At 54.5% G+C, this 18,769-nt stretch carries 14 protein-coding genes and 1 other RNA gene; 7 read left to right on the top strand and 8 right to left on the bottom strand.

The window, feature by feature from the left end; genetic code table 11:
- Positions 1-13: 13 nt before the first annotated feature.
- Both NFU03_RS12370 and NFU03_RS12365 read right to left on the bottom strand, forming a co-directional pair.
- On the bottom strand, positions 14-829 hold the full coding sequence (locus NFU03_RS12370; RefSeq protein ID WP_251639103.1) for an STAS domain-containing protein: 816 nt from the start codon (positions 827-829) through the stop codon (positions 14-16).
- Positions 801-1,736 carry a 5'-3' exonuclease gene (locus tag NFU03_RS12365; RefSeq protein ID WP_251639101.1) on the bottom strand — a complete coding sequence of 312 codons (936 nt, stop codon included), beginning with the start codon at positions 1,734-1,736 and terminating at the stop codon, positions 801-803. The genes NFU03_RS12370 and NFU03_RS12365 overlap by 29 nt, the downstream gene beginning before the upstream one ends.
- A gap of 155 nt (positions 1,737-1,891) precedes the next feature.
- Here NFU03_RS12365 and NFU03_RS12360 point away from each other — a divergent pair, with 155 nt between their 5' ends.
- Positions 1,892-2,431, top strand: a complete 540-nt coding sequence (locus NFU03_RS12360) for a hypothetical protein (protein ID WP_309296273.1) — start codon at positions 1,892-1,894, stop codon at positions 2,429-2,431.
- 400 nt (positions 2,432-2,831) lie between these two features.
- On the opposite strand, the gene ltaS is transcribed toward NFU03_RS12360, so the two are convergent.
- The gene (gene ltaS, locus NFU03_RS12355) at positions 2,832-4,781 is read right to left on the bottom strand and encodes a lipoteichoic acid synthase (protein WP_398290326.1); all 1,950 of its coding nucleotides are present in this window, start codon (positions 4,779-4,781) and stop codon (positions 2,832-2,834) included.
- Between the two features lie 126 nt (positions 4,782-4,907).
- Entirely contained in the window at positions 4,908-5,651 is a 744-nt protein-coding gene (locus NFU03_RS12350; RefSeq protein ID WP_251639097.1) for an IclR family transcriptional regulator, read from the bottom strand.
- Between the two features lie 222 nt (positions 5,652-5,873).
- Between NFU03_RS12350 and NFU03_RS12345 the strand changes: the two genes are divergently transcribed.
- The 6 genes from NFU03_RS12345 to NFU03_RS12320 all read left to right on the top strand — a co-directional run bounded on the left by NFU03_RS12345 (position 5,874) and on the right by NFU03_RS12320 (position 14,047).
- Positions 5,874-7,238 (top strand): alanine/glycine:cation symporter family protein, encoded by a 1,365-nt coding sequence (locus NFU03_RS12345; protein WP_251639095.1) that lies wholly within the window; start codon positions 5,874-5,876, stop codon positions 7,236-7,238.
- A gap of 22 nt (positions 7,239-7,260) precedes the next feature.
- A complete protein-coding gene (locus NFU03_RS12340; protein WP_251639093.1) occupies positions 7,261-8,943 on the top strand; it encodes a M20/M25/M40 family metallo-hydrolase in 1,683 nt (560 codons plus the stop codon).
- 137 nt (positions 8,944-9,080) lie between these two features.
- Positions 9,081-9,854: an SDR family NAD(P)-dependent oxidoreductase gene (locus NFU03_RS12335; protein ID WP_251639091.1), complete on the top strand. Its 774-nt coding sequence runs from the start codon at positions 9,081-9,083 to the stop codon at positions 9,852-9,854.
- A gap of 233 nt (positions 9,855-10,087) precedes the next feature.
- Positions 10,088-10,504 carry an NAD(+)--rifampin ADP-ribosyltransferase gene (gene arr, locus NFU03_RS12330; protein WP_251639089.1) on the top strand — a complete coding sequence of 139 codons (417 nt, stop codon included), beginning with the start codon at positions 10,088-10,090 and terminating at the stop codon, positions 10,502-10,504.
- 444 nt (positions 10,505-10,948) lie between these two features.
- Complete coding sequence (locus NFU03_RS12325) at positions 10,949-12,364, top strand: M1 family metallopeptidase (protein ID WP_251639087.1); 1,416 nt, start codon at positions 10,949-10,951, stop codon at positions 12,362-12,364.
- A gap of 207 nt (positions 12,365-12,571) precedes the next feature.
- On the top strand, positions 12,572-14,047 hold the full coding sequence (locus NFU03_RS12320; RefSeq protein ID WP_251639086.1) for an amidase: 1,476 nt from the start codon (positions 12,572-12,574) through the stop codon (positions 14,045-14,047).
- A gap of 294 nt (positions 14,048-14,341) precedes the next feature.
- On the opposite strand, the gene ssrA is transcribed toward NFU03_RS12320, so the two are convergent.
- From ssrA to NFU03_RS12300, 4 genes are all read right to left on the bottom strand, one after another.
- Positions 14,342-14,701, bottom strand: a transfer-messenger RNA (tmRNA) gene (ssrA, locus tag NFU03_RS12315).
- 108 nt (positions 14,702-14,809) lie between these two features.
- The gene (gene smpB, locus NFU03_RS12310; RefSeq protein WP_251639084.1) at positions 14,810-15,277 is read right to left on the bottom strand and encodes an SsrA-binding protein SmpB; all 468 of its coding nucleotides are present in this window, start codon (positions 15,275-15,277) and stop codon (positions 14,810-14,812) included.
- A gap of 46 nt (positions 15,278-15,323) precedes the next feature.
- Complete coding sequence (rnr, locus tag NFU03_RS12305; RefSeq protein WP_285835446.1) at positions 15,324-17,699, bottom strand: ribonuclease R; 2,376 nt, start codon at positions 17,697-17,699, stop codon at positions 15,324-15,326.
- 44 nt (positions 17,700-17,743) lie between these two features.
- The gene (locus NFU03_RS12300) at positions 17,744-18,490 is read right to left on the bottom strand and encodes an alpha/beta hydrolase (protein ID WP_251639082.1); all 747 of its coding nucleotides are present in this window, start codon (positions 18,488-18,490) and stop codon (positions 17,744-17,746) included.
- Positions 18,491-18,769: the final 279 nt, after the last annotated feature.

The raw sequence follows: 18,769 nt of genomic DNA, 5'->3' as shown, positions 1-18,769 counted from the left end.
AGTGTCCTTTTTGTCATGTAACGTATTCGATCGCCTGTTTGAGCGTCGCGAAGCTGCGGATACTGCCGAAGTCGAGGCCGAGGCTGATGAGTGTCTGGGCGATCGCCGGCGTGATGCCGCTGACGACCGGCACTGTTCCGATGAGTGCGAGCGAATCGAACAGGATGAACAGCTGCTGTGCAACATATGTATCGGTCGTCTGAAGTCCGGACAGGTCGACGATGAGATGCTCAAGACTGAGACGGACCGCTTCTTTCAGCACTTTCTCCTGGAGCGCTGTCCCGCGGTTGTAATCCATGACGCCGATCAGCGGCAGCACAGCAGTCTTGTCATTGATCGACGCAATCGGCACGGAAAGTTCCGCGATGGTCGCCTGGGTCTGCATGAGCAGTTCCTTTTCGTACTGCACGAACGGCAGGCTGAAGAAGTAGACGACGTCGTTGACGATCGTATCGAGGGCTGTAGTCAGTTCATACATTTCCGCTGCACTGATGCCGCTCTTCAGCCCTTCATGCTTCAGCACTGTACCGATATACTCCCTGTATTCCGGGACTTCCCGGAGCATCATATCGAGCGTGATGCCTTCCTTCTGCGCAAACTGCCTGCCGACAGCCTGTCCCCATTTCTCCAGCTTCTCCGTACGTTCCTTTGCATCGAGCTTCAGGGCGTCCGCATACACTTTCACAAGTTCCACGCGGGCCGGATAAAGCTGCTCCTCTTCCCATTTCAAGACGGGATAGCGCTCATTCTGCGTGCTCGTGATCAGTTCCGCCAGCTGCTCCGCGTTCTCTGTCACTTTATCACTTAAACGGATCACTAATTCCTTCATATCGATTCCCTCCTGCCATAGTTACCGGTTCGGATAACACTAACTGATTGATGACACTGCGGAGGCCATGACCTTCCAGCCTGCTGACCGTATCACTGTCATAGGACGGCAGCGCCAGGTCGTCAAGCGTACAGGCAACGTCAGCATCACAATGGATAGCTGCCAGTTCTTTCGACAGGCGGAGCATGTCGAGGTTCGCCTCGATTTTCGTCCGTTCGGATTTCGTCAGCTCGCCGATCGACTGCACGGTGTTTTCAGCCGTGCCGTATGTCTGGATGAATTTCAATGCGGTTTTCGGACCGATCCCCTTCACACCGGGATAGCCGTCGCTCGGGTCGCCGATGAACGCTTTGTAATCGACGAACTGCGCCGGCGTCATACCGTATTCTTCCTTGAACCGGGCTTCTGTATAGACATCATAGATCGAATGCCCCTTCTTCGTCAGCGCGACTTCCACGGACGGCGACAGCAGCTGCAGCAGATCCTTATCGCCCGAGACGATCGTCAGGCGGGCGCGGTCCTTCCATTGTTTCACGAGCGAACCGATCAAATCATCCGCTTCCAGCCCCTCGCTGCCGAAGTTTTTCCATCCGATATCCTTGGACACTTGCCGGGCCATATCGAATTGCGGCATGAGTTCAGGCGCAGGCGCCGGACGGTTCGCTTTGTACCCGTCGTACAGCTCATTCCGGAACGTGACAGCCCCCATATCCCAGCAGACCGCTAAATGTGTCGGCTGGAAAAGTGAGACGGCGGTCAGCGTATGCCGCGCGAACCCCTGCACCCCATTCGTCGGGATACCCTGTTCGTTGTGCTGGAAATGGTTATGCACGGCTGTCGCGAAGAACGAGCGGAACAGCAGCGCCATCCCATCGACAAGCAGTATGTGCGGGCGCGATTCAGTCATGGGCAGCACTCTCCTTTCGTCAGTTTGGCTGTCTTCATCATACCACGTCCTGTCTGCTTGTGGGATTGCGTTTTTGTCAGTTAGGCGGCAGTCCAGACGCTGCCGTCCGGGCTGCATACATTGGAGGGAGAACGAACGTGAGAGGAGCCAGAAGAATGAATCAGATGAACAGCGGTGAGGAGCATTGGTACCCGCAGCTGCCGGAAGGGTATATGCCGCAGCAGGATTGGCAGCATAGCGAACAGATGGCGGTGCGGCATCAGTGGAACCAGCCGGGATGGAACGAGTGGCAGACACCGATGCAGCCCGGCTGGCCGGGATCACAGCCAGGTTGGCCGGGGGGCGGCGGCTCGAATCAGCCGGGTTGGCCATGGGGCGGCGGCGGACCGGGACATCAGCCGGGCCAGCCATCCTATCCGGGCGGCGGTCAGTCGCAAGGCGCGCCTCAGTCTGCACCCCCTTCCCAGACGCCGGCGTATCCGGACCAGCAGCTGATGCGCGTCGACCCGGGCGGAATCCGCGGCTGCCTGTACCGCTATACGTACATTTGGACTTCGCGCCGCCGCGGCTTCTGGTTCTTCCCGACATTCGTCGGCAGGACATCAGTCGCCGGCTACCGTTGGAACAGCCAGTGGCGCCGCTGGGAATACACCGGCTTCGACTTGAACCGGATCGATACGTTCACTTGTTTTTGAAGTGTAGGCCAGCCGCGGCTGGTCTTTTTTTGTTGGGCGGTATGGGTGGAATTGAGCGGGTATGCAGAGGATTCGAGCGGAAAGGAGAAATCTACCGCCGGCCGGCTGCGAGGGCGGATAGTTTATGAGTCTTTTTGTGATTTATGAGCGTTTTTCCAGTTTTATGAGCGTTTCCCGTGATTTATGAGCGTTTCCCGTGATTTATGAGCGTTTTCTCAGTTTTATGAGCGTTTTCCGCGATTTATGAGCGTTTTTCCTGTTTTATGAGCGTTTTCCGCGATTTATGAGCGTTCCCACAGATGTATGAGCATTTCCCCGAGTTCATGAGCCCCTCCCCAATTCCCATAAGACCAAAAAAACACCATCCGCCCGGGATGGTGTTTTTCGTGGTACGCATTGTTTATTCAGGCACAGTTTCTGCCTCTTTCTTGTAATTCAGCGAGGCTGGATCGATCGCTTTGAAACCATTCGGTGTGTAGAAACGCAGCAAGTCACCGTTGACGACTTTGTCGGACAGCTGCAGTTTGTACGCCGCTTCCTGTTTCAGCTTTTCCGCTGTTTCCAGCTGGCTGTCGTCCAGCGGGAGCCCGGTTTCATTGTCGTAGAATTTTTCGTTGATCGAGTCGATCGACGGACTGATGAAGTCACCATTCCGGAACGGGACGAGTTCGTCATGATCGTCTGAAAGCAGATCGGAACCGAACTGGACATACTCTTTCGAATCGATGCCGAGCAGGTGAAGCAGTGTCGGCAGCAGGTCAGTCTGGCCGCCATACGTATGGCGCTGGCCGCCTTTCATGCCAGGTACGTGGATGAAGAGCGGAACCCGCTGAAGCTGAGCGCCTTCATACGGAGTAATTTCCTTGTCCATCACCTGCGACATCGCCCGGTTGTGGTTATGCGAAATTCCGTAATGGTCGCCGTACAGGACGATCATCGAATTCTCATACAAGCCCATCTCTTTCAGCTGATCGATCGCCTGCTTGATGGCTTCGTCCGTGTAGCGTGCCGTCTGGAAATAATTATCGACACTCGGATCGCCCGTCTCCGCTTTGTTGATCGTCACGAGATCTTGGTTGATCGTATACGGGAAGTGGTTCCCGACCGTGATGAATTTCGAATAGAACGGCTGCGGAAGTGTGGCGAGATAGTCTTTCGACTGCTCGTAGAACGGCTTATCGAGCAATCCGTATTCCGCCATGTCTCCTGGTGAATCCGTGTCATAATAACTCGCATCGAAGAAGTGATCGAATCCGAATTGCTTATACACTTCGTTCCGGTTCCAGAAACTGCCTTTGTTCCCGTGGAAGACTGCGGAAGAATATCCGTAGTTTTTCAGGATATTCGGAGCTGCCTGGTACGTGTTCTGCGCTTTCGTGATGAACGCCGAACCTTGCGGCAGGCCGAACAGGGAATTCTCGAGCATGAATTCGGCGTCGGACGTTTTCCCTTGGCCGGTCTGATGGAAAAAATTGTCGAAGTACAGCGTGTTGTCGTCCTTCGCCAGAGCGTTCAAATACGGTGTGACCTCTTCCCCGTTCAACTTGTAGTCGATCAGGAAGTTCTGGAAAGATTCCAGATGGAGATAAACGACGTTCATCCCTTTGGCGGCTCCGAAGTATTCTGCATTCGGTGTCGCGTAGTTCGACTGGGTGTAGTTGACGACCTCCGTCAAGTCACTGCTGTCCGCGAGAGCACGCTGCGAAGAAGCTTTGAAAGTTTCCACAGAGTCGTAGATCGAGTAGTTGTACATGCCCAAGTATTTCACGATGTAGTTCCGGTCGAAGCCGCGAGTCAGCAGCTGCGGACGGTTCGCTTCGGCGAGTCCGAGGTTGATGATCGATACGGCGAGTGCAGCCGTGATGATCGCCATCGCTTTCTTCCGGCCGAGCAAAGTTGTATCTTTCCGGATCTTCCGAGTGAACAGTAAGAAGAACAGGACGGCGACATCCGCGAAGAACAGCAAGTCGGAAGGGTGCATCAGCGTCAGGATACTGCCGCCCAGATCACCGAAGTTCTGTGTCTGGAAGATCGTCGGCAGGGTGATGAAATCACTGAAGAACCGATAGTACACGACGTTCGCATACAGAAGGAACGACATGAGCGCATAGACGGTGCCCAATACCGCATATCGCCGCTTCCCTTTAAATAGGAAGGAGACGCTCAAAAACAACAGAGCCGAGCCGAGCGGGTTCAGGACGAGCAGGAATTGCTGGAGCGGTCCTTCCACACCAAGTGAAAACTGGGTGGACTGCGTAATGTAGGTCTTCACCCACAGCATCAGGACAGCTACGATATATATGCCTAGAAACTTGTTTAAAAAATTATCTTTTTCTTTCAATGAAACCATCATGTTTTCCACCTGCCTTTTCCTCGTTGGAAGACGGTTTTACCCGCCAGGATTGAATTTTACTCCCCTTTTGTCCTCCCGTCAAGGGCTTCGAATCAGCATGGAATCATCAGATTTCCTTAATTGTCACTCATAGTGCATACCGCTCAGCTCTGCCGACACTTGGCGGGCGGCTGTACATACTTTTTCGATCAGGACGCTGAGCTGTTCCTCCTTGAAGTCATACGCCAGCGTTTCCGCGCTGATCGCTCCGACAACCCGGCCGTCGAAATCGAACACCGGCGCCCCGACCGCAATCGTCCCTGGCGTCTTTTCGCCGTAGCTGACACCGTATCCCTGCCGCTTCACGGCAGTGAGCTCATCCTTGAGCCTGCTTCGCTCCCCGTCGTCCGGAAGAAGCCTTTCCAGAATCTCCGACGCTTGCTGTGCCGGCAGATTCGCGACGATCGTCTTGTTCGCTCCGCCGATGTGGAGTGGAATCCGTTCGCCGACACTGTCCAAGATCTTGACGTTCCGCGGGCTGTCGATCCGTTCGATGATGATCGAATGGTCGCCGCGCGGGATGTTCAAATACACCGTCTCCTCTACGTCAAGCGCAAGTATCTCAAGCACCGGCCGCGTCACATCGCGGACGTCCAGCTTCTCAAACATCTTGAGCCCGAGTTCCATCCATCTGTACCCGAGTGTAAACTGTTTCGTCACCTCATCCTGCGCCAAGAGCCCGTGCTGGATGAGCGAAGCCGTGATCCGGTAGACCGTGCTGATCGGCAGCCCCGTCTCTTCAGCCAATTCCGCCGCAAGCCACCCCTCACGCCCGTCGCGGGAAAGTGTTTCTATAATCTGCATCGCCCGATCGATCGATTGAATCATGACCTCATCTCCATCTCTGTTCCCAGTAGATAAATTCTACAAGACTCCGTCAGTTGTGTAAATTGTTACAACCTTTCCCGTTTTAGAAATAAACGATTGACAGCGCTTACGATTTAAGATTAAATGAAACTTGCGAACTTATTCCGCATTACAGAATATATTCCACATAGCGGAATGTAAACGCTTTCCATTATTCATACATATGAAAAAGGGGTTGGAAGTGTGGCAGAATTCACGAAAATCATTGCATCCATTTCAAATTTCATCTGGGGGATGCCGCTAATCCTACTGCTGATCGGCGGCGGACTGTTCCTCACAATCCGGCTGAACTTCTTCCAGTTCCGCTATTTCCCGCACATCGTCGCACAGACATTCGGTAAAATCTTCGCGAAAAGCGATTCTCCGGGAACACTGACACCGTTCCAGGCGACGACCGCCGCGCTCGCGTCGACAATGGGCGCCGCCAACATCGTCGGAGTCCCTGTTGCAATCGCACTCGGCGGACCGGGCGCGATTTTCTGGATGTGGCTCGTGGCGCTCATCGGAATCGGCACGAAATATTCCGAAGTCGTCCTCGGTATCCATTACCGGGAGAAGAACGAAAAAGGGGAATATGTCGGCGGACCGATGTATTACATAAAGAAAGGGCTCGGCTGGAAGAACGTCGCCTACTTCTTCGCCTTCGCCCTGATGATCGAAGTCGTGGCGAGCACGATGGTGCAAGCCAACTCGATCGCGTCGACGCTGGACAGTTCGTTCGGCGTCACACCGCTCGTCTCCGGCATCATTGTCGCAGTCCTCGTCATCCTCGTGACCTACGGGGGCATTAAGACAATCGGGAAAGTGTCGGAAAAGCTCATTCCGCTCATCGTCGTACTGTACTTGCTCAGTGCGCTTATCGTCGTTGCGGTCAATATCCGCGAAGTGCCAGCTGCGTTCGGTCTCATCTTCCAGCACGCGTTCACACCGATCTCAGCAGCTGGCGGATTCGCTGGTGCCGGCGTCGCAGCTGCCATCCGCTGGGGACTCGCGAGGGGCCTCTATTCCAACGAAGCCGGGATGGGAACCGCGCCGATCGCCCACTCCGCCGCCATGAACGACCACCCGGCGAAACAAGGATTCTGGGGAATCTTCGAAGTCATCGTCGACACGCTCATCGTCTGTACGCTGACGGCACTCGTCGTCCTCACGTCCGGCGTGTGGAAAGATATAAAGACCGATGACGCCTCCAATATGGTGGCCGCATCGTTCGTGCCGGTGTTCGGTGATTCGCTCAGCGGCATCATCATCTCGTCCACGCTGTTCCTGTTCGTCATCACGACCGTTGTCGTCATCATCTTCTACGGTGAAAAACAGGCGGAATTCCTGTTCGGCACAGCGTTTTCGAAAGTCATGCGCTTCATCTATATCGCGGCGATCATCGTCGGTGCGCTCGGCGGTCTTCAGTTCATCTGGCAGTTCCTTGACCTGCTGCTTGCAGCGGTCGTCATCCCGAACGTCATCGCAGTCCTCTTCCTGAATGGCAAAGTCCGGGAGATTACGAACGACTACTTTACGAACTTCTATCCGAAAAGCAAACGAAAATAATCAGACACAGGAGGTACCTGACATGTACTCACACATCCAATCACTGACAGCTGAGCAGCAGATCGAAACTATTACGAAACACCTGGTGGGCATCCCGAGCATCAACGGCACGCCGGGAGAAGTCGCGGTCGCAGAGGAGCTCTACGCAATCCTTTCAACATTCCCCTACTTTCAGCAGAATCCGGACCACTTATGGATGCAGCAGATCGACAATGATCCGATCGGCCGGAAGAACGTTTTCGCATTCGTCGAAGGCAATGCGTTCACGAAGAAAACGATCATCTATCATTCCCATATCGACACGGTCGGCGTGGAAGATTTCGGCCAGCTGAAGGACAAAGCATTCTCGCCGGACGAACTGGCGGAGTTCTTCAAGACGTATGACAATGATCCCGACCTGCAGGCAGAAGCACAGTCAGGCGATTGGATGTTCGGACGCGGTTCCGTCGACATGAAGAGCGGCGCGGCCGTCCATATGGTGAATGTCCTTCACTTCTCCGAACATCGTGACGAACTGCAGGGCAACCTCCTGCTGCTGCTGAACGGCGATGAAGAAAGCGAGCACCGCGGAATCATCGGGGCACTCAGCGAACTGAAACGTCTCCAGGCGGAACAGGGGCTCGACTACACGCTTGCCGTGAATACCGACTTCATCACACCGCTGTATGACGGCGATCCGCACCGGTACATCTACACTGGCGCTGCCGGCAAGATCCTGCCTTGCTTCCATATATATGGCCGTGAAGTCCACGTGGGCGACACGCTGTCCGGTATCGATCCTAACTTCATCGCCGCTAAGATGACGGAGAAACTCCACAACCGTTATGAGCTGGCCGAAAAAATTACCGGTGAAATGGTGCTGCCGCCGACTTGCCTGTATCAGCGCGATACAAAGGATATTTATACAGTGCAGACAGCGTCAAGCAGCCACTTGTACTTCAATTACTTCGTCTACGAAGACACGCCTGAGCAGATCCTTGGAAAGCTGCTGAATGAAACGAAGAAAGTCTGCCAAGAAGCGGAAGCGTATTTGAAAGCACAGTTCGAGCAATACATCGGCTTCACCGGACTGCCGACCCGCGACCTGTCGTGGGAAATCGAAGTGACAACATACGAGCAGTATGTGAATGAACTCGCCGAACAAGGGATTGACGTCAAGTCGATCATTGAAACGGCAGTGCGCGACAAGAAATCCGACGACTTCCGGGAAGCGAGCTTCGAAATCGTCAGTGCTCTGCAGGAAGCAGACCCGGCGAAAAAAGCCCGTGTCATCCTATTCTTCGCGCCTCCGTTCCTGCCGCATAACTATTTGAAATCGACGGTTGCACGGGACGTCCGGATCCAAGACACCGTCTCTGGCATTCTGCAGGAAATGGAAGCCGCGACAGGCGAGAAATTCGCGCTGAAAAAGTTCTTCCCATATTTGGCGGACGGCAGCTTCCTCTCCATCCATGAGACAGAAGACGAACTGTTCCCGCTGCTGAACAATTTGCCGGAGTGGGAAACGTTCTTCCCGATCCCGTACAAAGCGATCCAGGGACTCAACATTCCGTCCGTCAACATGGGCGTTTACGGTAAGGACGGCCACAAGTGGACCGAGCGGCTGTACAAGCCGTATTCCTTCGGCGTCCTGCCGCAGCTCATCCGGAAAGCGACCGTGAAGCTGCTGGAAGAGGCAGCGGAAGAGGAACTGCTGCCTGCGTAATGCCGGCAATCCTCCCTGCCAGCCAATGACGGACAATGCAGATGATTACCTAAATTTATTTTAGCGTTCAAATTAATTGTGAAATCGAGAATTCGGTGTAAAATAATAGGGGATCATAACTAAAGGAGTGTTATTACATGGCAGGAATGATGGAAGGAAAAGCAGGACTCGTCTCAGCAGCAGGATCAGGAATCGGCCGTGCATCTGCAGTTGCATTGGCAAAAGCGGGCGCGAAAGTCATGGTATCGGACGTCAGCGAACAATCAGGTCTTGAGACCGTTCAAATCATCAAAGACAACGGCGGCGTTGCAGAATTCTTCAAGTGTGACGTAAGTGATGAGGAGCAAGTCATTGCACTCGTCAACAAAACAGTTGAATCTTTCGGTAAATTGGACTTCGCTCATAACAACGCAGGCATTAACAAAGGCCTCGTGCCAATCGGCGAAATGGACTCCAAAGACTGGGATATCACGTTGAAAGTCAACTTGTACGGTACGTTCTACAGCATTAAGCACCAAGTCAACGCCATGATCAAAAACGGCGGTGGCGCCATTGTCAATACAGCGTCAGGCGCTGGTATTGAAGGTTCACCGAACATGGCTCCATACACAGCATCGAAACACGCCATTGCCGGTCTGACAAAATCTGTCGCACTGGAATACGGTCAAAAAGGCATTACCATCAATTCAATCGCTCCAGGTGCAACCATTACCCCAGCAATTGAATACTGGGCAAAAACATCACCTGAACAATACGCAGGCGTCCTGAAATCGCTGCCAGCCGGTAAAATGGCAACAGCGGAAGACCAAGCAAACGCTGTCGTCTTCCTCTGCTCGGATCTCGCTTCTTCCATCAGCGGTGTCACACTCGCTGTCGACGGCGGGTTCACAGCTGGTAAGATGCAAGCATAAGAAAAATAAAACAGCCTGAGCATCGTGCTCAGGCTGTTTTTTCGTCATAATTCAGGGTTATGTGCTATGCGATGGATGCTACCGCACGGAATGGACTGGCCTCGATAGATAACGCATCTTAACTCGTGTACCTTTGCTTCCATTATACCATGGCAGGAATTTCACAAACAGACTGTTCTTCAATCCCCCGTCTGGCTATAATGGGTGAACCACCTGAAAAGGAGAGATGCACAATGGACCAACCGCCTGTATCGACTGAAAGAGGACCGTTCTTCCACGGCACGAAAGCGGAGCTGCAGATCGGCGACTTGCTGCAGGCCCGCCAGCCGTCGAACTATAGGGAGACACCGCTTCGTCACATCTATTTCTCCGCCACGCTGGAAGCCGCAAAATGGGGTGCTGAACTTGCTGTGAACGGAGCAGCCGAACACATCTATCTCGTGGAACCGACCGGTGAATTTGAAGACGATCCAAATGTGACCGACAAACGCTTCCCCGGCAACCCGACACGATCGTATCGTTCCCAGGCGCCTCTTCGGGTCATCGCTGAACTCGGTAAATGGAAGCGGCATACCGACGAGGAAATCCGCCAGATGCAGAACGCCCTGCAAACGCTGCGTGAGGAAGGGAAAGACGTCATTTACGACTGAGCTTTCCGCTATCGGAACGAAGGATAAACAAAAGGCGCCGGCCTTGTGCAAAAATGATATGAAAGAAAACGGACCAGGCTTCGTGCTCGGTCCGTTTTTTCGTCGTTCATCATGGACAGCTCCATTATCGCTCGTCCGTGCGGCAGCCCGTGCGGGGAATCGGACAAATGGCCGATGGTTTCGGCCGAATCGTGGTTGGAATCGGACACATGAGCGCATGAATCGGCCAAATCAGCCTGACAATCGGCCACATCACGGAGTTAATCGGCAAACAGGCACAACTCCGAGCCGCTGGCAGCGTCGAGCACCGTATTTCGCACAGACTGCCACACAACGAATACAGTCTCCGCAGGTAAATGCGTTATACTGGATAAACCATCGGATGCTTCAGGTAATGAAGGTTCATCCACCATACAGGTCCATCCGGAAAGGAGCCCTTCCCCCATGCTGAAACGTCTCGTTCCCCTCCTTCTCATCATTACATTGGCCGGCTGCACGGATAAATCCGAACCAGCAACGCCGCCAACTGCCGATTCCTACACAGCCGATGAGCTCGGCACCAGCACGATCGTCTATGGACCGGCTGCGCCGTACTATACAATCGAGGCCAATTACGATGAAACCACCCATACAGTGACCGGCCGGATGACCGTCACCTTCGTAAACAATCTCGGTGAACCGCTGGACGAGGTGCTGTTTAATGTGTGGCCGAACGCAGATGAGTTCGGCGGCGCCGGTGCGGACGTCCGCGATGTCCGGGTCGACGGGCAGCCCGCTGAAGCTTCCCTTGAAGGCACCGTGCTTACCGTGTCCGGCGTGTCAATCGCGGAAGGCGCGACGGCAGAAGCAGAACTGGAATTCACCGTCAAGGTGCCCGAACAGCATGACCGGTTCGGCTGGTCGTACCGGCAAACGTCGCTCGGCAGCTGGTTCCCGACCCTCGCCGTGCACGACAACCACGGATGGAACACGCCGCCTTACTTCCCGTACGGCGAATCGTTCTACTCCGTGACAGGTACTTTCGACGTCACGTTCAGCGCGCCCGCCGACCTCGAAATCCTCGCGACGGGCGGCGAACAGTCGCGGACCGAAGACGGCAGCACGCAAACCGTCCATTTCACAGCTGACGATGTACGCGACTTCTTCATCCTCCTGAACACGCCGTACCACACAATCCAGGAACAGATCGGCGGCATTGAGGTGACCGTTGCCTACCGGGACGGAGAGGACGCCGCCGCCCAAACGATGATGGAGACGGCACGTGACGTCATCCCCCGCTACGAATCATGGTTCGGTCATTATCCGTGGGAGACACTGACGATTGCGAGCGCTGACTATTCAAGCGACTTCGACGGCGGCATGGAATACCCCCGCCTCGTCACCGTCAACACGCCGCACATCGAAGACGACGAAGAGCTTGGCGTGACAGCCGCTCACGAAATCGCCCATCAGTGGTTCTACAGCCTCGTCGGCAGCAATCCATACCGCGAACCGTGGCTCGACGAATCGCTGACGACGTTCGCCTCCTATGCTGCCTATTACGACACAACCGATTTCGACTGGATCGAAACGGTCGCAGATGACTACTCCCTAACGTCGTCCGTCGACGATTTTGAAGAAGACGACTACGACCGCTACGGCGACATCATGTATGATGGCGGCGCGAAGATGCTCAGCTACCTCCACGGCGAACTCGGCGACCATGCGTTCTGGAACGCCCTGCGCGCCTATGCCGTTGATCGGAAATATAAGATTGCAACGACCGCCGACTTCTTACGAGTGATGCAGGAAGCGACAGACGAAAACCTGAAGCCGTTCTTTGAGGGGCACCAGCTGTTTATCGATGAAACCCTATACTAAAAAACAGCTGTGCCGGGAAGTTTTCTGGCGCAGCTAATTTTTTATGGAGCATTCATCGACGAAACAGCTCTCTCCCACAAATGGGCTTCGCACTTCTTTCACTTAGTTAAGATTATTCAGACGATTAATGGTATACTTACAGATCATGACCAGTTTTCACTGAAGCTGTTTCTATCACCTGTCGGCAGCTGGAAAAGAGGGATATCAATGATTGGGCAAGGAACCGTTAGTTCATCGCATACGGAAACTTCTATCCTCCATATGGATGCAATGGAAACAGCAACGGCTATCCGGGAACGGCAGCTGACCTGTGCGGAAGCCGTAGGCACTTATATCGATCATCTCCGTCAAGTCAACCCGGCCATCAATGCGCTCGTCGAAGACAGGTTCTCAGAAGCAATCGAGGAAGCACAAAAGAAAGACCGGCAGCTCGCATCCGGGACAGCCGCCGGCGAACTGTTCGGCGTCCCGATCAGCGTGAAAGAAGCATTCGACACAGCCGACATGAAGACAACGGGCGGGCTGCTGCACCGCCGAAACGAAATTGCAGAAAAGGACGCGGAAATCGTCCGGCGGCTGAAACAGGCCGGCGCCATCATCCTCGGCAAGACGAATACACCCGAATTGTGCTTCTGCCAGGAAACCGACAACAAGCTGTACGGCCGGACGAACAACCCATGGGACCTCGCCCGCACCGCCGGCGGCTCAAGCGGAGGCGAAGGCGCCCTCCTCGCTGCAGGAGGTGCCGCAGTCGGTATCGGGTCCGATATCGGCGGATCGATCCGCTTCCCGAGTCACTTCAACGGCGTCGTCGGTTTCAAGAGCGGCAAATTCCAAGTATCAGGCGAAGGTTCGTTCCCTGCTGGCGACGTACCAATACAGCAGCGGATGATCGGTTTCGGTCCGATGGGGAAATCCGTCCGCGACATGCGCCTGCTATATCGCCTCATCGCCGAACAACCGCCTGAAAAACGGCCGGCTGACAGACTGTACATCGATGTGCTTCCGCCGGCAGGCCCCTATCCGATCTCTGGGAAAACGGCCGACATTCTCAATGAAGTGGCGGCATGCCTAAAGCGTGACTTCCCTGTCGTCCGCAAAGAGCCCCCATACTTCCGGGACAGCGCACAGTTGTGGCAGGAAATGATGTCGTTCGATGGAGCAGCCGGCATGCGGGACATCGCCCTTCCCGAGAAAGGGACGAACGCATTAAAGGAATTTGTGAAAGAGAAACTCGGCAAACGTGCATCAATTCACCCGTATCTATCATGGGCCATGATAGGTGCCACTTTGTTCCGTCCCTCTGCCAAACGGCGGGCGGACATTGAGACGATCATCGAACAGGGAGACCGCGAACTCGACAGCTATTTGGCTGACCGCATTCTCGTGTTCCCTGTCTACCATACTGCCGCCCCGCTGCACGGCCGGATGTATAAGGAAATCTTCTCCCTTCAAAAAGGGTTCCTGAAATACATGCCGTTCACCGGCTACGCGAATGTCTGGGGCTTGCCGTCGCTTGTCATTCCGGTCGGGAGAGATGAGAACAATATGCCGATCAGTGTGCAGCTGATGAGTAAGAATGGGAATGAAGAGTTGTTGTTTGAGGTTGGCGAGTTGTTGGAGAGAGAGTTTGGCGGCTATCGAAGGAGTTTAGTGGAAGATAAGTTGAGTACTAGCGTTTAGATGTAAAAATGCGTTGACTTTTTGTTGCAGAGTCATGATATATGGGGAGTTTTTTCTGTTTTATGAGCGACTTTAGAGTTTTATGAGCGGTTTCCCAAATTTATGAGCGGTTCCTGAGTTTTATGAGCGGTTTTCCCGATTTATGAGCGATTTTTGAGTTTTATGAGCGGTTTCAGGGATTTATGAGCGTTATATAGTTTTTATGAGCGGTTTCCCGTTTTTATGATCACTTAGCCCCAAAACACCATCCAAATCAAAAACACCACCCGCCGAGGGTGGTGTTTTGCCATATCACTATGGAGACGGTGGGAGTCGAACCCACGTCCAGAGGCTCTAATACGTAAACGTCTACGCGTGTAGTCTTTCTATTTAGGTTCGCGCACCCGTATGCCGAAAGACGAGGCGTCAGGGGCGCTATCTCGGAAATCTCTTCTGGACGGCTTCGAGAAGCGGCCGCCAGCGTATCCCACTATAGGTTGAGCCTTACAGCGCCACATGGGCGATGGAACCGCAAGGCAGATTCAACAGCTTACGCTGCGAATGCTAGGTTGTTGTTTGTTTTGCCTGTTATTATTAAGGTCCGTTTCTGACGGAGACGAGCCTCCGACGCGCAGCTCACGCTCAGACCACCCCTGTCGAATCCGTAACGTCCCCGTTAAAGGGATGTCCGGGAAACGTCTTAGGGTCACAGCAGCCTTCTGCTGATCCCGAGACTTCGGAACTGACTTACTACAGCTAGTATAGCAAAAATACCGGCTGCAATCAATAGTTCTGCTTGTCTTTGAACGCCCGCTCCATTTCGCGCTTCGCTTCCTTCTTCTTCAGGTCGGCGCGCTTGTCGTAAAGCTTTTTCCCGCGGCCTACGCCGATCAGGACCTTGGCGAATCCGTCTTTAATGTACATTTTGAGGGGAACGATGGCCGTCCCTTTTTCTTTCGTCTGTCCGACGAGTGACGCGATCTGTTTGCGGTGCATCAGCAGCTTGCGCGAACGGACAGGGTCGTGGTTGTACCGGTTCCCCTGCTCGTATGGGCTGATGTGCATGTTGGAGATCCACGCTTCGTTGTTGCGGATCAGGACGAACGCATCGCGCAGCTGCACTTTGCCGTTCCGGATCGACTTGATTTCCGTGCCTTCGAGGACGATGCCCGCTTCGATCGTCTCTTCGATGGCAAAGTCGAAATTCGCTTTCTTGTTCACTGCGAGCACTTTCCCTTTACCTTTCGCCATGGCCATTCACCTCCCGTGAACGGAAATGGCATGAGGGCCATTCCGCTCACTTTTTCTTTCTTGGTTTCTGTTTCTTGTTGTTTTTTGCGACGCTTTCGTAGAACCGTTTCTTCTGGCTGCCGCCGCTTTTCTTGCCTGCCGGGCGTCCGCCTTCCTTGGATGCACCGCCGGATTTTCCGGATTGCCCTGGTTTGCCCGGTTTTCCGGACTTGCTGTCGCCGGACGACTTGCCGCGGGCGTGGATCACTTTCGGCGTTTCCTTGCGCGTCCGGTGGAACGTCTTCTTCATGTCGGCGATTTCGAAGTCGATGGATGCCTCTTCCGGTTTCACAGCCGCCACTTTGACCGTCACTTCGTCTCCGATGCGGTACTGTTTGCCGGTATGCTCGCCGATCATCATCATGGCGCGGTCGTCGAAGCGGTAGTAGTCATCCGTCATGTAGCTGACGTGGACGAGCCCTTCGATCGTATTCTCGAGTTCGACGAACAAACCGAAGTTCGTGACGGAAGAAATGACTCCGTCGAATTCCTCGCCGACTTTATCGACCATGAACTGGGCTTTCTTCAGCGCGTCGGTGTCGCGTTCCGCATCGACAGCGCGGCGCTCCATCTCGGATGCATGCTGGGCGATTTCCGGCAATTCTGCATCCCAGTGTGCGATCGTTTTCTGTGAGACGTCTTTTTCGAACATATACGTGCGGATCAGCCGGTGGACGATCAGGTCCGGATACCGTCGGATCGGCGACGTGAAGTGTGTATAGTAATCCGTCGACAGCCCGAAGTGTCCGAGGCTTGCCTGGAAATACTTCGCCTGCTGCATCGAGCGAAGGAGCATCGTCGAAATGACGGTCTCTTCCGGCAGTCCTGCAACCGACTCAGTGATCTCCTGCAGGGCACGCGGATGGATCTTGTTGCCGGCGCCTTTGACGACGATCCCGAAGTTCGTCAGGAACTCGAACAGCCGCTGCAGTTTCTCCGTTTTCGGGTCTTCGTGGATCCGGTACATGAACGGCACCTGCATCCAGTGGAAGTGCTCCGCCACAGTTTCGTTCGCAAGCAGCATGAATTCTTCGATCATGCGCTCGGCGATCGTACGCTCCATGATCTTGATGTCGACGGGCCATCCTTCGTCGTCAACAATGATCTTCGATTCCTTGAAGTCGAAGTCGATTGCGCCGCGGTCTTCGCGCTTCTGACGCAGGATTTTCATCAGTTCAGCCATACTGGTCAGCATCGGCACGATTTCCTTGTATTCTTCGCGCAGTGCTTCGTCCTGCTCATCGACGATCTTGAATACGTCGTGGTACGTCATCCGGTAATCAGAATTGATGACACTCGGGAAGATTTCGTGATGCGTCACTTTGCCGTTATGGTCGACTGTCATCCGGCACGTCAGCGTCAGCCGGTCGACGTGAGGGTGCAGCGAGCAGATTCCGTTCGAGAGTTTGTGCGGCAGCATCGGGATAACGCGGTCCGTCAAATAAACACTCGTCCCGCGCTCGTACGCTTCGTTATCGAGCGGCGAGTGCTCCGTCACGTAGTAGCTGACGTCCGAAATGTGGACGGACAGCGTATGGGTGCCGTCGCCGTTCTTTTCGAGCGAAATCGCGTCATCCAGGTCCTTCGCGTCCGCGCCGTCGATCGTGATCGTCAGCACGTCACGCATGTCAGTCCGTTTGAACCAGTCCTTCTCCTGGATTTCCGCCGGCACGTTATCGGTCTGTTTCATGACTTCGTCCGGGAACTCGATTTCGATGCCGTGCTTGTAGATGATTGACAGGATATCGACGCCCGGGTCGTTTTTGTGACCGAGGAGCTGGATCACTTTCCCTGTCGCCGACTTGCGGTCGCTCGGGAATTCGGTGATCTCGACGACGACTTTGTGCCCTTCGATCGCACCTAAGTTATCGCCTTTTGCGATGAAGATATCCATCGGCAGTTTCTTGTCATCCGGAATGACGAAGCCGAAGCCGCGGTTATCCTGGTACGTGCCGACCACTTTCGTCGTCTTCCGTTCCGCGATGCGGATGATGCTGCCTTCCCGGCGGTCGCCGTGCGAGCTGCTTGAGACCCGAACGAGGACGATATCGCCGTTCATGGCGCTGTTCACTTCCGTCGGCGGTATGAAGATGTCATCCATGCCTTCGGTTTCCGGCGTGACAAAGCCGAAGCCCTTCGCGTGGCCGATGAACTTCCCGCGCACGAGGTTCATGCGTTCCGGCAGGCCGTAACGGTCCGTCCGCGAACGGATGACCGCGCCTTTCTGTTCCAGATGGACGAGCATCTTGACGAGTTCCTTGAATTCCGCCGCCTGTTCCATGCCGAGCAGTTCCTGGATCTCCTGCACAGTCAGGGGCTTATATGCCTCTTCTTTCATGAGTGACAAAATCTGTTGTTCTAACTGCTGTTCAAATGAATCCAATCAGCATCCCTCCTTACATTTAGTGTTGCCTGAACGTCCCTCGTTTACTCTTCCCAGTCCAGAGACTCGAGAAACTCGAAAACCTCTTCGTGGAGCTGTTCCTTCTCCTTGCCAAGCGTAATGACGTGACCCGAGTGTTCGTACCAGGAGATCGTCTTGTCCGTCGACTCGATCGTGTCATAGATGACCTTCGCCGAGTCCGGATCGATCACTTCGTCATGCACGGACTGCACGACGAGTGCCGGAGCGTAGACCATATCGAGCCCGCTGCGGACGTCTTTCACGAGCTGCTGCAGATCGGCGAGCGACGGCATCGACTGCCCGCGCAGCGCTTCCACTTCCTCTTCGATCTGCGCCTCGCTTTTTCCTTCTATTTTCTTGTACTCGCGCGCATAGCGGAGCACGCCCTCATACATGAGATCCGTCGAACGCATCGACATCGGCGCGTTCATCGTTACAATGCCCTTCACTGGCATATGTTTCCCTACTTTCAATGAAAACACGCCTCCGAGCGACAATCCGGCAACCGCGATCTGGTCATATCCGGCACTCTTCAGCTGCTCATACGCACCCACGACATCCTGCCACCACTCATCCGGTCCGGTATGGATCAGTTCCTCTGGGTCAACCCCATGCCCCTTATAATGCGGCGCGAGCGACGTATACCCTTTCTTCTCCAAAAACCGTCCGAGCATCCGCACATCCGCCGACGTCCCGGTAAACCCATGCAGCAGCAGTACCGCCCGCTTCCCATGCTCAAAGAAAAACGGCTTCGCCTGTCCAATCCTCATCCAAAACGACCCTTTCATTTTTCATTATTTCACAGTACAGGCCTCTAGTGGCTCCACCCTAGATAGTATACTGATTCCTTTGCCACTACGACAGCTGGCAGAAGTGCAGGGCGGCGACTCCTGGGCAGCCTAAGATCGCCGCGTCCTGCGGCAACGGCTGCATGACCACCGTCCTGGTGGCCCGGGATCAGCGCATGAAACAACCTAAGACCGCGGCGTCCTGCCGCAACGGTTGCATGACCTGCCTCCTGCAGGCCCGCGTCCGCCCGGAACGTATGC

The sequence above is a fragment of the Sporosarcina sp. NCCP-2716 genome, from assembly GCF_023707985.1.
GTDB lineage: Bacteria > Bacillota > Bacilli > Bacillales_A > Planococcaceae > Sporosarcina.
Note: the sequence above shows the minus strand (reverse complement) of the source record. Positions and strands in the feature narration are given on the sequence as shown.

Bases quoted from the DNA above. Each gene is read 5' to 3' on its own strand.
- NFU03_RS12360 (WP_309296273.1), top strand. From the start codon at position 1,892: ATGAATCAGATGAACAGCGGTGAGGAGCATTGGTACCCGCAGCTGCCG.
- NFU03_RS12320 (WP_251639086.1), top strand. From the start codon at position 12,572: ATGATTGGGCAAGGAACCGTTAGTTCATCGCATACGGAAACTTCTATC.
- NFU03_RS12335 (WP_251639091.1), top strand. From the start codon at position 9,081: ATGGCAGGAATGATGGAAGGAAAAGCAGGACTCGTCTCAGCAGCAGGA.
- NFU03_RS12370 (WP_251639103.1), bottom strand. From the start codon at position 829: ATGAAGGAATTAGTGATCCGTTTAAGTGATAAAGTGACAGAGAACGCG.
- arr (WP_251639089.1), top strand. From the start codon at position 10,088: ATGGACCAACCGCCTGTATCGACTGAAAGAGGACCGTTCTTCCACGGC.
- ltaS (WP_398290326.1), bottom strand. From the start codon at position 4,781: ATGGTTTCATTGAAAGAAAAAGATAATTTTTTAAACAAGTTTCTAGGC.
- NFU03_RS12340 (WP_251639093.1), top strand. From the start codon at position 7,261: ATGTACTCACACATCCAATCACTGACAGCTGAGCAGCAGATCGAAACT.
- NFU03_RS12350 (WP_251639097.1), bottom strand. From the start codon at position 5,651: ATGATTCAATCGATCGATCGGGCGATGCAGATTATAGAAACACTTTCC.
- NFU03_RS12365 (WP_251639101.1), bottom strand. From the start codon at position 1,736: ATGACTGAATCGCGCCCGCACATACTGCTTGTCGATGGGATGGCGCTG.
- smpB (WP_251639084.1), bottom strand. From the start codon at position 15,277: ATGGCGAAAGGTAAAGGGAAAGTGCTCGCAGTGAACAAGAAAGCGAAT.
- NFU03_RS12300 (WP_251639082.1), bottom strand. From the start codon at position 18,490: ATGAGGATTGGACAGGCGAAGCCGTTTTTCTTTGAGCATGGGAAGCGG.
- NFU03_RS12325 (WP_251639087.1), top strand. From the start codon at position 10,949: ATGCTGAAACGTCTCGTTCCCCTCCTTCTCATCATTACATTGGCCGGC.